We start from the raw sequence: 14,224 nt of genomic DNA, 5'->3' as shown, positions 1-14,224 counted from the left end.
GCTGACATGACCAAGGTACCCGCAACGCTGCTGCGGTTCTCGGGCGGCCCAGGCGTACGGCCGCTGCGATGTCTTTCGCTCCCCGGTGGTTGCCCACCTCAACGCCAGTCGCGACCTCACGATTGTAGCGCGTCGCATCCGTGTACCGGCAGTCCGTGCGCGGCTTCGGCGGCCATGCGCGCGGTCGAGCGCGCACGCGGCCATCGAAGCTGCACGTGGCCGCCCCGATGGCTAGTGCTCGACTACGCGGCGCGGCTGGCGCCGCGCGAGCACCGCATCCGAGGCCACGACGAGCAGCAGCGCGAGCGCCATGAGCCCGGCCGTGATGGCGGGGAGCATGGCGATGCCAACGTGCTGCAGCGCGACGGCCCCGAGCAGGGCCCCGCCGCCGATGCCGCTGTTGAAGGCGGTCGTGTAGAAGGCGCTCGCCGTGTCACGGATGCGCGCTGGCGCGACATGCAGGATGCGCGTCTGCAGCAGGGGAGGGATGAGGCCGAACGCGAGGCCCCACATGACGAAGAGGGTGAGCGAGACCGGCAGCAGGGCCGGAGTTGTCGCGAGCCCGACGGTGAGGAGCAGCACGGACGCGAGCGCGATGATGAGTCCCGTGCGTGGCCGCCTGCTGAAGACGGTCGCGACGAGCACGAGCGAGACGACGCCCGCGAGGCCGTAGCCGAAGAGCGTGGGGCTTACGCCGACGTGGGGGAGGCCCATGGGGCCGGTGATGAACGGCTCGACGTAGGTGTAGAAGGCGTAGTGCCCGATCATGACGACGGCCGTGACGAGGCAGACGACGACGACGCCGAGCACCGACTGCTCGGGTCGCGGCGCGCGGCTCGGATTCTCGACGACCGTCACAGAACCGGTGGCGGATGTCACGGTCGTGACACTGTCGGTCGGCGTATCCGCCCCCGCGGCCACCCTCGGCAGCAGCTTGTAGACGAGGAAGGCCCCGAGGAGCGTGAGCCCAGCGAGCACGGCGAATGCCCCGCGCCATCCGACCGCCTGTCCAAGCGCAGTGCCGAGGGGCACGCCGAGCACGAAGGCGAGTGAGCCGCCGCCGAGGGAGATCGAGACGGCGCGGCCGATCTGCTCCTTGGGCACGAGGTAGGCGGAGTAGGCCCCGACGACGGCCCAGAAGACGCCGTGGGCGAGGCCGCCGACGATGCGCGACACGACGAGCATGGCGTAGTTGGGGGCGATCGCGGTCAGCACGGTCGAGATCGCGAGCACGACGAGCACCGTGACGACCAGCGTGTGCCGGTTGAACCGCCGGGTGAGGTGGGTGAGGCCCGTGCTCGTGAGCACGACCGTGAAGGCGAAGACGCTCACGGTGAGGCCGATGAGGGATGTCGTGACGCCGAGTTCTTCGCTCATGGGCGTCAGGAGGCCCGTCGGCAGCATCTCGATCGTGACGCTGAGGAATACGGCGACGGCGACGGCGAAGAGGGCGACGTAGGGAAATGGGCGGGTGGAGGTTTCTGGCCTGGTCATGCTGCGGCGAGATCCGTTCAGAATTGGTGGGCGTGACGCCGCCAACGGGCCGCCGCGGACCACGCGACGACTGGGCAATTCTACGCGGTGCAGGTTTCGGGTGCTGGGTTGCCGAGCAGCTGCGTCCCGAGCTCGCTGCGCACATAGAGGGCGCTGCGCCCATTCCTGGTGGCCGTGACGAGGCCGCCGGCCGCAAGCGCGCGCAGATGCTGGTTCACGGCCGAGGTCGTGACGCCGAAGCGGATGCCGAGCTCGGTCGACGAGGCAGGCTCGCCCACCGCGAGCAGCAGGCGGGCCCGGGTTTCACCGAGGAGTGCGGCCACGGCGCCGGGCGCCCGCTCATCGACGCGCTCCCACATGGCGCCCTGGCCGCGTGCCGGGTAGAGCACGAGCGGCGGTTCGTCGCCCAGGATCGGCGCCGAGACCCGGCGCGTGAACATGGTGGGCACAAGCGTCACGCCGAGCCCGCCCACCGTGATGGTGTCGTCGTGCTCGCACTGCAGCCGGAGGTTGAGCGAGCTGTCCTCGAATGTGATGCGGGGTGAGAGGCTGTTCAGCATCGCCGAGAGTCCCGACTGCGCGACCAGCCGTCCCCGATATGCAATGTCCGCCTCGAGGATCGTGCGCATGCGGGTCCAGTGCGGGCCGATGCAGGCGTGCCAGTAGCGTTCGAGTTCCCTGGCGACGCGCGCCTGGACCTCGGATGCTTCGCCAAGGAGCGGCCGCGGCATCCGATCGTGCACTGCCTCGATGTGTTGCCAGAAACGCGCCGTCGGCATGCTTCGGAGGGCGGCCAGCTCCTGTTCGATGCGGGTGAGCGGGGAGGCTGGACGTGGGTTGAGGAAGTCGGGGGTCCAGAGCCGGTCGTTGACGAGGCTCATGAGGAGCGGAAGGTCGAGCGTCGCTCGGGCGGCCTCCGTGCGGCGCAGCCATGGCAGCTGCAGCGGGTAGGCCGACGGTTCCTTGAGCGCTCGCAGCGACAGACCGAGTTCTGTGAGGGGCGAGATGCCGAAGCGGATGTCGCCGAGGTCGGAGTCGGCGAGTTCGTAGCGCAGCATGAAGCATCACGCTACAACGTCGCGGCACGATGTGGCGACGATAGATGAAGCAGTGTGCTTCATCTATTCGGAACCGGCGGCCGCTATGGGAGAACTGACGCATGAGCACGACAGACGGCCCCAGCGTCGTTCCCGACAGGACCGAGCCCGAGCCCGCACCGCGGCTCAGCCTGCGCCAGCGCTTCACCGCGCTCTTCGCCGACCCTGTGCTGCGCGTGCTCGCGCTCGCAACCGCCGTCATGACGCTCGGCCGGGGGGTCTTCCTCGCGCTCACGGTGCTGTACTTCACGCTCATCGTCGGACTCAGCCCGGTCGAGGTGGCCGTTGCCTTGACGGTCGCGAGTGCGGCGGGAGCCGTCTGCTCGCTCCTCGGCGGCACCCTCGCCGACCGCGTGAGCGCCCGGCGCCTCATCGTGCTCTTCGAGTTGCTCGCCGGGGTCTGCCTCCTGCTCTACGTCACCGCGACCTCCTTCATCGCGGTGCTGCTCATCGCGGCCGCCTTCACGGGCGCGAATTCAGCCGCCCACTCGGTGCGCTCGGCAATGATCGCCCGCGCCTTCACTTCCGCCGAGCGCGTCAACGCTCGAGCCGTTCTCCGCACCGTCACCAATGCGGGCATCGCGATCGGCAGCGCGGTCGCCGGTGTCGCCCTCATCATCGGCACGGCGGAGGCCTACCGGTCGATCATGATCGTGGCCGGACTCGCGACGGTCGCGAGCATCATCCCGCTACTGCGACTCCCAGCCCGCGTCGACGCGCCCGTGCGGGACACGGATGCCGCGGCCTCCGCCCCTCGCGGCCGCTCGCCCTTTCGCGACCTCCGTTACCTCAGCCTCACGGTGCTCAGCGCGATCTTCGCCCTCCACTTCGCGCTCATCGAGATCGGGCTGCCGCTGTGGGTGCTGCACAATACGGATGCGCCGCTCGCGATCGTCTCGCTGCTGCTCGTGCTCAACACCGTGATCGTGATCGCGTTTCAGATTCCGCTCAGCAGGGGCACGCATGACATTCGCAAGGCCGGTCGGGTGACGGCGATCGCGGGGGTGCTCATGGCGCTCGCGTGCCTCGTGTACGCGGCATCCGGTGCCGTCTCTGTCTGGGTTGCGGTGGCGTTCCTCGTGAGCGCGGCGATCGCCCACACCTTCGCCGAAGTGCTCTCGCAGGCCGGCTCGTGGGGCCTCAGCTTCGAACTCGCCGACACCCGGCGCGCGGGCGCCTACCAGGGCGTCTTCGGTCTCGGCTGGTCGATCAGTGGCATGGCGGCCCCGCTTGTGATTACGGCCGCCGTCACCAACGGGCTCATCGGCTGGGTGGCGCTCGCCGCGATGTTCCTCCTGAGTGCCGGGGGCGTGTGGTGGATCGCGGCGAGGGCATCCCTCGCTCTGAAGCCCAATAGTCTTATGGGGTGAACTCGCTCCCTCCCTCCGCTGTCGACCCGACCCACTGGGTGCTCACGATCGTCTGCAATGACCGGCCGGGAATCGTGCACGCCATCAGCGGTGCGATCGTCGAGGCGCGGGGCAACATCACGGAGTCGCAGCAGTTCTCGAGCCTCGACACCGACAACTTCTTCATGCGCCTCCAGGTGGAGTCGGCGGCGGCGCGCGAGCAGTTCGAGGCGGCGCTCGCTCCCGTCGTCGCGCACTACGAGATGCGCTGGCACCTCGACGTCGTGGGTCGCCCCCTGCGCACCCTCGTGCTCGCCTCCAAGGCGGCGCACTGCCTCAACGACCTCATGTTCCGCAAGCACGCGGGCCAGTTGCCCGTGCATGTGCCCCTGGTGCTCAGCAATCACGACGAGCTGCGCGGCATCGCGAAGTTCTACGACGTGCCATTCGAGCGGATGCCGGTCACGAGCCCCGAAGAGAAGGCCGCCTTCGAGGCGCGCATCGTCGAGGAGGTCGAGCAACACGACATCGAGCTGGTCGTGCTCGCCCGTTACATGCAGATCCTGTCGCCGGAACTCTGCGACTTCCTTGCCGGCAGGGCCATCAACATCCACCACTCCTTCCTGCCTGGGTTCAAGGGTGCGAACCCCTACCGGCAGGCGCACGCCCGCGGCGTGAAGATCATCGGAGCGACAGCCCACTTCGTCACGAGCGACCTCGACGAAGGCCCCATCATCGAGCAGAACATCGTGCGCGTCGATCACACGAGCACGCCGGAGGAGCTCATGGCGATCGGCCAGGACGAGGAGAGCCGCACCCTCACGCAGGCCGTCAAGTGGTTCGCGGAGAACCGTATCCTGCTCGACGGGCACCGCACGATCATCTTCCGCTAGCCTCCGCTCTTCGGCAGCACCCAGTCGTAGGCTGGCCCCATGTCGCAGTCGACGGTATTTCGCGGAGCGCGCAAGGTCGACGTCGAAGGCGTCGTCGACGATTTCTGGATGCTTGTGAGGGGCGACACGATCGCCCAGGTCGGTGCTGGCGCACCTCCGCCCGCCGATGCCATGGTCGACCTGACGGGCCGCACGATCACGCCGGGGTTCATCGACCTCCACTGCCACGGTGGCGGCGGACATGCCTTCGACGACGGTGATGACGAGATCATGGCGGCGCTCGTCACCCACCGCGCTCACGGCACCACACGTTCCGTCATCAGCGTCGTGTCAAACCCGATCGCGATCCCCGTCAGCGAGCGCACGAAGCCTCGCAAGGTGGCGGTCATGTCGGGCCAGCGCACCGAGAACGTGCGGCCCGAGGTCACCGCGGAGTCGCCCCGACGAGGAAGGCCCCCGGCGCTTGCCGAGGGCCTTCCTGCGTCTCGCCTCTAGAACAGCACGAGCACGTACTTGGCGCTGCTGCGGCTGCCGCTGACGAGCGATGCGTCGGCCGGCACAAACTCTGCCGTCACCTTGTGCAGCCCGAAGCGCAGCTTGGGCAGCGTGACCTTCGCCGAGCCGTCCACCGACACCGGCTGTTCGCCGACCTGACGGCCGTCGACGCTCACGCGCACCGTGCCGGGCACCGAGTCTGCCGCCGAGCTGACCTTCACGGTTGCCGTGACCTTCTGCCACGAGAACGCGAGCGACTGCGAGAGCGAGAGGCGGGTCGCGGTCGTGTACGCGATCGTGACCGCCTCGGATGCCGCGGTCGCGCTGGGCAGGCCCTCTCCCGTCGCCGTGACCACGACGCTGATGGCGCGCCCCTGGTCGGCGGGCGTCACGCGGTAGCTCGAGCTGGTCGCGCCGCCGATGTTCTCGCCGTCCGCCTGCCACTGGTAGGTGAACGCGAGACCCTCCACGTTCCACTCGCCGGGGTTCGCCTGGAGCACTGCGCCGACGCGTGGTTCGCCCGTGATGGCGGGCGGCACCGTATTGACGGGAGCGTCAGGGGCCGGCGGCTCGCCTGTCGTCACCTGCAGCACCGTGAACTTGCCCGTCTCGCCGTACTCGATCAGGCCGAGGTAGCGGCTGTGCGGAGCGAGGTTGGCCCACGATGCCGTGTAGGTGACCGGCTCACCCTGCACGCCCGCGAGCACTGGCGGCTCGAGCGCGAGCGGCGCACCACCCGGCGCCACCACGTAGGTGCTGAGGTCGAACGCCGTCGTGGGGTTCGCGGAGTAGACCGACACGATCACCTGGTATGTGGCCGCCTCCGGCGCGACCAGGTTGACGCGCTCATCGGCCGCGCCGCTTGCTGACTGCCATCCTGCAATCGGCGTGCCCGCCGCATCCAGCTGGTAGACGACCAGGTCGAGGTCGGCCGTGTCGTCGATCGAGTCGAGGTCGAAGCGGGCGTACCGCGCGCCCTCGCCGACCGCCACCTGGTAGGTGAAGGTGTCGCCGTTGGTGCCGGAGCCCGAGTGTTCCGTCTCGACGCCCGTGGGGTCCGGATGCAGCGTGCCCAGCGCAAGCCCAGTCGTGCCGAGTGGGATCTCACCCGTGCCTCCCGGGGTGACCGTCACACCGACGGCCCCCGTGACGCCCTCGCCCGCCACGTCGTCGGGTGCGACGATCGTTACGGGACGAATCGAGACGGGGCTGCGCACCTCGGTCTCGCCGTTGCTCCAGGTGAGGAAGCCGCTCGTGAAGGCGTCGAGGGGAGCATCCGTTCGCGTGACCGTGATCGTGAACGTCTGCGTCTCGCCCGCGGCACCGAAGGTGAGCGTCGAGGGCTCGACGGTCGCCTCGATTCCCGGCACGTCGATCGACGCCGTGAAGGTGCCGGCCTGCGTGGAGGTGACGCTGCGCGTGATCGTCTCGGTGCCGGTCAGCGAGCCGATGCCGATCGAGGCCAGGTTGAGATTGCTCGGATCGACGGGCTCGACCGCGGGGTCGATCACGTCGTAGCCGGCGCCCTCGAGGTACGACAGCCAGTCGGGTGTGTCGTTGAGGTAGAGCAGGCCCGGCGAGAAGAAGCGCGTCGGGTCGACGTGCCCCGCACCCTGTGCGTAGGGGTCGGTCACCCGGCCCGCCTCCCGATCGACCGTGTCGTAGGCCGTCGTCATGAATGCCGACTTGATCTCGGCCGGGGTCGCGGTGGGCCGCTCGCCCAGGTAGAGCGCGGCGAGTCCCGCGATGTGCGGCGACGACATCGACGTGCCGGAGAGGAACGCGTATGTCGGCTCACCGTCGACCGGGTTCGCGGTCGCCGCGAGGATCCCGACGCCGGGCGCCGAGATGTCGGGCTTGATGATGTCGCTGCCGTCGACCTCGATCGGGCCGCGCGACGAGAAGCCCGCGACCTGGGGTGTCGGGGTCTCGACGCCCGTGAGGTTCCCGGGCAGCAGCGTCGCTGTCGCATCCGGCGTTGCCGCGTAGGCCAGCACGGCCGCGTGCGTGTCCGCGTCGAGGTGCACCGTCGGGATGACGTGCGTGTCGAGGTCGAGCGAGCTGAAGCTCGGGTTGATCAACACGACCCCGATGCCGCCCGCGCGGGCGACCTCGGCCGACTTGTCGACGCGGGCGCTGACACCGCGCTCACACACGACGATCGTGCCCGCCACCCGGGCGGGGTCGAGGGTGCCCGCGAGGCACAGGTTCGCATCCGTCGCGCCCGGCAGTGCGACAGCGGATGCCGCAACCAGGGGTCCGCTCACAGGCTCAGCACCCTCGGTGCGATCGACCGTGGCCGATGCTCCCGCGAAGCGCTGCCCGTCGCCCAGCTCCACCGTCGCCTCGTAGTTCGGGATCGTGCTTGCCGCGACGGTCGTGATCCAGGGGGCTGCGTTGTCGAGCGTGGTCGCGCCGGGGCCGGCGTTGCCGGCGGATGCCGCGACGAAGATTCCGGCCGCCGCCGCGCCCAGGAAGGCGAGGTCGGTCGGCTCGGCGGTGCCCTGGGCGGAGCCGCCGCCGATTGAGAAGTTGATGACGTCGACCGAGTCGGCCACGGCCTGGTCGATGGCCGCGAGCAGGTCGGTGGTGGTGCATCCGTCGTCGTTCGTGGCGGCGGGGTCGGGGCCCGTCCAGCACACCTTGTAGGCGGCGATCTTGGCGGCCGGCGCGACACCGCTGAAGGTGCCGAAGTCCTGGCCTGCCACATTTGCGGGGGTGTCGAGGTTGCCCGCCGCCGTGCTCGCGGTGTGCGAACCGTGCCCGTCACCGTCGCGCGGCGACACGTACTCGCCAAGGTCGGCGCCACCGAGATTGCCGACGCCGAAGCCTTCGACGAAGTAGCGCGCCGTGATGACCTTGCTGTTGCAGTCGTCGGCGGTGAACTGCTCGCCCTCGACGCAGGCGCCCGTGAAGGTGCCGCCGTCGCTCTTCTCGAAGACGATCGCGTCGCCGTCGCGGTAGGGTCCGGCGCCCGGGGCCGTGCCGAGCGGCTCACCCGAGAATGCGGGGTTCTCGGGTGCGATGCCCGTGTCGAGCACGCCGACGACGACCCCCTCGCCTGCGGTCTCTGCGCCGCCGACAGCCTCCCATACGCCGCCGGGACCCTCAAGCCCGAGGAACTCGGTCGAGCGCTCCGCCTCCGTGATGTGCTTGAGCTCGTCCGGCACGAGCGAGGCGACCTTCTTGTTGGCCGACAGTGCGGCGAGCTGCTCCACGGTGAGCTCGGCAGAGAACCCGTTCGTCGCGAGCGTGTACGAGGCATCGATCGTGGCCCCGACCGATTCCGCAACCTCCTGCTGCGTCTCGGCGAGGTAGTCGCCGTACTCCTGCACGGCTTGCCTGCGCGTGTTGAGCTGCTCGCCCTTCTCAGGCGTAGTGGCGTCGAAGCCACGCACCCCGCCGTCGTAGGTCGCGACCGGCTGGTCCGCGAGTGTCACGATGTAGCGCCCGGGCGTGAAGGCGGTCTGCGTGTTCTTGCCGATGACGCCGCCCGCGAAGCTCGGCGGGGGAGCAGCGGATGCGATCGACCCCCCTCCCACGAGTGAGGCCGCGATGAGTGCGGCGGCGGCGACGGTGGAGGTGAGCATGCGCTTCTTCACAGCTTGTCCAGTTCTCGAGAAGGAACACCGGGTGCACGCGTCGGCATCGACGCGGCAGACGCACCATAACACTACGTCTACCCCCTCACGGGGGGTGTGCTTATCCTCTCGTCTAGAACTCGCGCGCTGCTGTCCTCACTCTGGAGGACTTTCCGGGGGTCAATTGCTGTAATCGTCTGCGCGGGGGATGCACGACGGCCCCCGCTCGAGTGAGCGGGGGCCGTCGTGAGGGGCTGGACTGGCTAGGCGGCCATCCGTGCCTGGAGGTTCTCGTCGAGGGTCGCGAGGAACTCCTCCGTCGTCTGGTACGGCTGCTCGGGGCCGACGAGGAGCGCGAGGTCCTTCGTCATCTTGCCCGACTCGACCGTCTTGATGACGACGTCCTCAAGCGTGAGGCTGAAGTCGATGAGTTCCTGGTTGCCGTCGAGCTTGCCGCGGTGCGCGAGGCCGCGCGTCCAGGCGAAGATCGAGGCGATCGGGTTCGTCGAGGTGGGCTTGCCGGCCTGGTGCTGGCGGTAGTGGCGCGTGACCGTGCCGTGGGCGGCCTCGGCCTCGACGATCTTGCCGTCGGGGGTCGAGAGCACCGAGGTCATGAGGCCGAGCGAGCCGAAGCCCTGCGCGACCGTGTCGGACTGCACGTCACCGTCGTAGTTCTTGCACGCCCAGACGTAGCCGCCCTCCCACTTCATGGCCGAGGCGACCATGTCGTCGATGAGGCGGTGCTCGTAGGTGAGGCCCTCGGCCTCGAACGCGCTCTTGAACTCGGTCTGGTAGATCTCCTCGAAGATGTCCTTGAAGCGGCCGTCGTAGGCCTTGAGGATCGTGTTCTTTGTCGAGAGGTAGACGGGGTACTTGCGGCTGAGGCCGTAGTTGAGCGACGCACGCGCGAAGTCACGGATGCTCGCGTCGAGGTTGTACTGCACCTGCGCGATGCCGTCGCCGGGCGCCTGGTAGACCTCGAACTTCTGCGGCTCGCCGCCATCCTTCGGGGTGAACTCGACGGTCAGCGTGCCCTCGCCCTGGAACTTGAAGTCCGTGGCGCGGTACTGGTCGCCGAAGGCGTGACGGCCGATGATGATCGGCTTGTTCCAGCCCGGCACGAGGCGCGGGATGTTGGAGATGATGATGGGCTCGCGGAAGATGACGCCGCCGAGGATGTTGCGGATCGTGCCGTTGGGCGACTTCCACATCTTCTTGAGGCCGAACTCCTCGACGCGTGCCTCGTCGGGGGTGATGGTCGCGCACTTGACGCCGACGCCGTGCTTCTGGATGGCGTGGGCAGCGTCGATCGTGATCTGGTCGTCGGTTTCGTCGCGCTTCTCGATGCCGAGGTCGTAGTACTCGAGCGTCACGTCGAGGTAGGGGTGGATCAGGGTGTCCTTGATCTTCTGCCAGATGATGCGAGTCATCTCATCGCCGTCGAGCTCAACGACGGTTCCTTCAACCTTGATCTTTGCCACGTTTGTGTGCTTCCTCTCGTAGGGCCGCACCAATCTTACCTTCTGTTGTCAAAGTCTCTCGATGTCGAGATATCTTCGCGTCAGGAGGTGGTGGCGTCCTGCATGAGTCCGAGGCGGAGGGCGCACTGCAGCACGAAGGAATCGCGCGCTCCCGTCGGGTCGAGCCCCGTGGCATCCGCGATGCGCTTCAGGCGATAGCGCACCGTGTTGGGGTGAACGTCGAGCCGCTTGGCCGCCGTCTCGACCGCCCCTCCCGCCTCGACGAAGCGGCGCGCCGTCTCGAGGAGCGGCTGCCTCGCCCGACGCAGCGGGGTGTAGGCCCTCTCGATGAGCGCGGCGCGAGCACGCTGGTCACCCGCGAGTGCGCGCTCCGGCAGGAGGTCGTCGGCCGCGACGACGCGGGTGTCGGCGTCGCTCGCAACGACGACGGCGGCGGCGACGGATGCCGCGTGGAGGCTGCTCCAGGCATCCGTCACGTCGGCGACGACGGGGCCGACGAGTACCTGGCCTGCGCCGAAGCCGTCCGCGATCGCGGCGACGACCGCTGGCAGGTCGTCGGCCGAGTGTCCCTCCACGACCGAGGCGATCGCGACGAGCCGCTCGCCCGAGGCGCCGAGCAGCACGTCGGCACCCGCATCCCACGCGAGGCGGCGCAGCCGGTCGGTGTCGCCGTCGTCTGGTGGCGTGCCGACGGCGGCGATCGCGGCACCCTGGCCGCGCCATCCGACCGCCCGGATGCGCTGGTGCAGGGCATCGGGCAGGGGGCCGCGGAGGGCGGCATCCACGACATACTGCTCGAGCCGACGCTCCCAGAGGCCGTTGCCGTCGCCGACTGTCGCGTAGAGCTCGGCGGCAGCGAAGGCGAGCTGTCGGGAGAAGGTCACGCTCGCCTCACGCTCTTCGGTCGTCGCGAGGGTCTCCTCGATGAGTGAGGAGGTCACGCGCATGAGCTGGAGGGTCTGCTGCAGTGTCACGGAACGCACGAGTTCGCGCGGGGCGACGGCGAACATGTCGGTGGGATCCGCCGAGTCCGGGTCGCGAAAGTACGCTTGGAACGAGCGGATGCCGGCCTGTGTCACGCGATCCATGAGCGTGAGCCGGCGCGGTGGCATCTCGCGCAGCCACGGCAGGCTGAGCTTTCCGAGTTCGATTGCTCGCGCTGAGAGACCGGCGGCATCGAGGGTCACGCCGCTCGGCGCTCGTCGGGATGCTCCGGAACTCGTGGGGTGTAGAAGCTGCGACATTGAAGACCTCCCGTCGGACAAACCGACTAGCCGGTATGTTATAGCGAAGCGAGCAGAAAAGAAAGAGGAGCACATGCCTGAAGCGAAGGTTGCCATCCGCTGGGGTGACATGGACTCATACGGGCATGTCAACAACGTCTTCTTCGTGCGTTATCTCGAAGACACCCGCTTCGCAATCTTCACGCCGCCGCTCGGGGAACAGGCGGCCGAGGGCGTCGACCCGTCACTCGGGGTCTTCGACCTCTTCCCTGAGGGCAGCAATGGCCTCGTCGCCGGCCACCGCATCGAGTACCGGGCGCCCCTCAACTACCGCGCCGAGCCCCTCACGGTGAGGCTCTGGGTCACCCGCGTCGGCAGCTCGAGCGTCGACCTCGGCTATGAGTTGGGCGAGGCGGACGGCTCTGTCGTCTATGCGATCGCCAGCACGACGCTCGTCATCGTCGACACGGCATCGGGCCGCCCCGTTCCACTTCCAGAAGACCTTCGGGTGACCTTCTCGCAGTGGCTGGGCGACCCGGTACCGTTCCGCTAGGCCTCTCCGAGCGCTCCGTCGAAGGCGGCGAAGTAGGCGTCGCTGCGCGGTGAACCGATGATGCCCGCCGACATCTTGTTCATGACATAGGCGAAGGTCGCCCCGCGTCCCACGTCATTGACGATGAGTGACCCTCCCCAGCCGCCCCAGAAGGCGAGCCGATCGCGCTGCGGGATGCCAGGCTGGCCCGCGCTCGGCAGGGCGAAGCCGACGCCGAAGCGCAGGTGCTGGAAGAGCACGAGGTCGAGGCCGTCCGACTTCTGCTCGAAGATGCGATCGATCGTGGCGGGGGAGAGCAGCCTGACGCCGTCGACCTCGCCGCCGTTGGTGATGACGGACTCGATGCGTGCCACGGAACGCGCGTTGCCGTGCCCGCCCGCGCCGCCGATCTCGGCCTTGCGCCAGTCATCGCTCCAGGTCGCGGTCGCATCCAGCACGGGTGTCATGAAGGTGCGGATCGCCGGATGCTCGGGCGGCAGCGCCGAGAGGTCCATCTGCGCGGGCGGCGGGGGGACGACGGGGCTGACCCGTCCGAACTCGCTTGGGGCGAGGCCGATGTGGAAGTCCGCGCCGAGCGGGCCGGCGATCTCCTCGCGCACGAAGGTGCCGATCGTCTTGCCGGTCACGCGGCGCACGACCTCTCCGAGCAGGTGGCCGTAGTTCAGAAGGTGGTATCCGGATGCCGTGCCCGGCTCCCACCACGGGGCCTGATCCGCCAGCTTCGCGGCCGCCTTCTCGTGGTCGAACATGTCCTCCGTCACGAAGGGTGCGTCCCATCCGCTGACACCCGAGGTGTGCGACATGAGGTGGGCGACCGTGACGCCGTCCTTACCGTTCTGCGCGAACTCGGGCCAGTACTTGGCGACGGGCGCATCGAGGTCGATCTCGCCGCGGTCGACGAGCACAAGCACGGCGAGCGCGACGACCGTCTTGGTCGTGGACCACACGTTCGTGATGGTGTCGCGCTCCCACTCCCGGGTGCGCTCCTCGTCCGCGTAACCGCCCCACAGGTCGATCACGGTCTCGCCGTCAATCGTGGCGGCGATCGAGGCGCCGAGTTCCTCGCCGCTGTCGAGGCGGCGCTGGAATTCCTCCCTCACTGCGTCGAACCTGGGGTCGTTGTCGCCGTACACCACGGCTGTTCGGGTCGGGGTGGTGTCGCTCATTCGAAGCTCCTTTGCATCGTGAGGAATTCGGTACAGAAATGTCTTGCAACATCCTGCGGTCATGCCTGTATGGTGAACATACCAACTGGTCGGTTCTGAATCTAGAGCCGGCATCCCGACAGTCACGAAGGAGTGGACGTGGGCCGATTCGACGGCACGACGACGCTGGTCACCGGCGCAAGTCGAGGCATCGGCCTCGCCATCGCGCAGCGCATTGTCGCCGACGGTGGACGGGTCGTCATCACGGCACGAGGCCAGGAGGCGCTCGACGCGGCCGTAGAAAGCCTCGGGGGTTCGGATGTCGCGGTCGGCATCGCTGGCAAGGCAGATGACCCGGCGCACCGCGAAGAGGTGCTCGCCCGCATCGCCGACATGGGCGGCCTCGACCACCTCGTCAACAACGCGGGCATCAACCCCGCCTACGGCCCGGCCCTCGAGATCGAGGACTCCGTCGTGCACAAGATCCTCGACGTGAATGTCGTCGGCGCGCTCGCCTGGACCCGCGACTGCGTCGCCGCCGGCCTCCGGGGCGCGATCGTCAATATCTCCTCCGTCTCGGCACTCGGGGCGGCACCCGGCATCGCGTTCTACGGTGTCTCCAAGGCCGCCCTCATGTCACTCACGCAGCAGCTCGCCTTCGAGCTCGCGCCGCGCATCCGTGTCAATGCGGTCGCACCCGCCGTCATCAAGACGAAGTTCGCGAAGGCGCTCTACGAGGGCCGCGAAGAAGAGGTCGCCGCCAAGTACCCCCTCGCGCGCCTTGGAAACCCGGAAGATGTCGCGGGCCCTGTGACCTTCCTGCTCTCCGACGACGCCGCCTGGATCACGGGTCAGACCATCGTCATCGACGGTGGCGGCACGTTGGTAACGGTCGGCTGAGGCTGGATGCGAT

11 protein-coding genes and 1 riboswitch are annotated in these 14,224 nt (G+C 68.5%); of the genes, 5 read left to right on the top strand and 6 right to left on the bottom strand.

The window, feature by feature from the left end; translation table 11 throughout:
• Nucleotides 1-39: 39 nt before the first annotated feature.
• Nucleotides 40-122: riboswitch (ZMP/ZTP riboswitch) on the bottom strand.
• Nucleotides 123-231: 109 nt separating this feature from the next.
• Nucleotides 232-1,494: an MFS transporter gene (locus FVA74_RS12215; RefSeq protein ID WP_147722765.1), complete on the bottom strand. Its 1,263-nt coding sequence runs from the start codon at nucleotides 1,492-1,494 to the stop codon at nucleotides 232-234.
• 80 nt (nucleotides 1,495-1,574) lie between these two features.
• The gene (locus FVA74_RS12210) at nucleotides 1,575-2,552 is read right to left on the bottom strand and encodes a DUF5937 family protein (RefSeq protein WP_147722764.1); all 978 of its coding nucleotides are present in this window, start codon (nucleotides 2,550-2,552) and stop codon (nucleotides 1,575-1,577) included.
• 101 nt (nucleotides 2,553-2,653) lie between these two features.
• Between FVA74_RS12210 and FVA74_RS12205 the strand changes: the two genes are divergently transcribed.
• The 3 genes from FVA74_RS12205 to FVA74_RS12195 are packed head-to-tail and all read left to right on the top strand — an operon-like array spanning nucleotide 2,654 to nucleotide 5,328.
• On the top strand, nucleotides 2,654-3,961 hold the full coding sequence (locus FVA74_RS12205) for an MFS transporter (protein WP_147722763.1): 1,308 nt from the start codon (nucleotides 2,654-2,656) through the stop codon (nucleotides 3,959-3,961).
• Entirely contained in the window at nucleotides 3,958-4,833 is an 876-nt protein-coding gene (gene purU, locus FVA74_RS12200) for a formyltetrahydrofolate deformylase (protein ID WP_147722762.1), read from the top strand. The genes FVA74_RS12205 and purU overlap by 4 nt, the downstream gene beginning before the upstream one ends.
• Before the next feature lie 39 nt (nucleotides 4,834-4,872).
• Entirely contained in the window at nucleotides 4,873-5,328 is a 456-nt protein-coding gene (locus FVA74_RS12195) for a hypothetical protein (RefSeq protein ID WP_147722761.1), read from the top strand.
• Here FVA74_RS12195 and FVA74_RS12190 read toward each other — a convergent pair.
• From FVA74_RS12190 to FVA74_RS12180, 3 genes are all read right to left on the bottom strand, one after another.
• A complete protein-coding gene (locus tag FVA74_RS12190) occupies nucleotides 5,325-8,918 on the bottom strand; it encodes a S8 family serine peptidase (RefSeq protein WP_147722760.1) in 3,594 nt (1,197 codons plus the stop codon). The genes FVA74_RS12195 and FVA74_RS12190 overlap by 4 nt on opposite strands.
• Before the next feature lie 254 nt (nucleotides 8,919-9,172).
• Nucleotides 9,173-10,390 carry an NADP-dependent isocitrate dehydrogenase gene (locus tag FVA74_RS12185; RefSeq protein WP_147722759.1) on the bottom strand — a complete coding sequence of 406 codons (1,218 nt, stop codon included), beginning with the start codon at nucleotides 10,388-10,390 and terminating at the stop codon, nucleotides 9,173-9,175.
• An 80-nt stretch (nucleotides 10,391-10,470) separates the two neighbouring features.
• Nucleotides 10,471-11,634, bottom strand: a complete 1,164-nt coding sequence (locus FVA74_RS12180) for a CdaR family transcriptional regulator (RefSeq protein ID WP_168220132.1) — start codon at nucleotides 11,632-11,634, stop codon at nucleotides 10,471-10,473.
• 73 nt (nucleotides 11,635-11,707) lie between these two features.
• On the opposite strand from FVA74_RS12180, the gene FVA74_RS13640 reads away from it, so the two are divergent.
• A complete protein-coding gene (locus tag FVA74_RS13640) occupies nucleotides 11,708-12,166 on the top strand; it encodes a thioesterase family protein (RefSeq protein WP_168220131.1) in 459 nt (152 codons plus the stop codon).
• On the opposite strand, the gene FVA74_RS12170 is transcribed toward FVA74_RS13640, so the two are convergent.
• On the bottom strand, nucleotides 12,163-13,332 hold the full coding sequence (locus tag FVA74_RS12170) for a serine hydrolase domain-containing protein (protein WP_147722756.1): 1,170 nt from the start codon (nucleotides 13,330-13,332) through the stop codon (nucleotides 12,163-12,165). The genes FVA74_RS13640 and FVA74_RS12170 overlap by 4 nt on opposite strands.
• Before the next feature lie 138 nt (nucleotides 13,333-13,470).
• Between FVA74_RS12170 and FVA74_RS12165 the strand changes: the two genes are divergently transcribed.
• Nucleotides 13,471-14,211 (top strand): SDR family oxidoreductase, encoded by a 741-nt coding sequence (locus FVA74_RS12165; RefSeq protein ID WP_370454512.1) that lies wholly within the window; start codon nucleotides 13,471-13,473, stop codon nucleotides 14,209-14,211.
• Nucleotides 14,212-14,224 lie beyond the last annotated feature (13 nt).

Source organism: Salinibacterium sp. dk2585, from assembly GCF_008001035.1.
In the GTDB taxonomy this organism is placed as follows: Bacteria; Actinomycetota; Actinomycetes; order Actinomycetales; family Microbacteriaceae; genus Homoserinimonas.
This window is presented reverse-complemented; position numbering and strand designations above follow the sequence as displayed.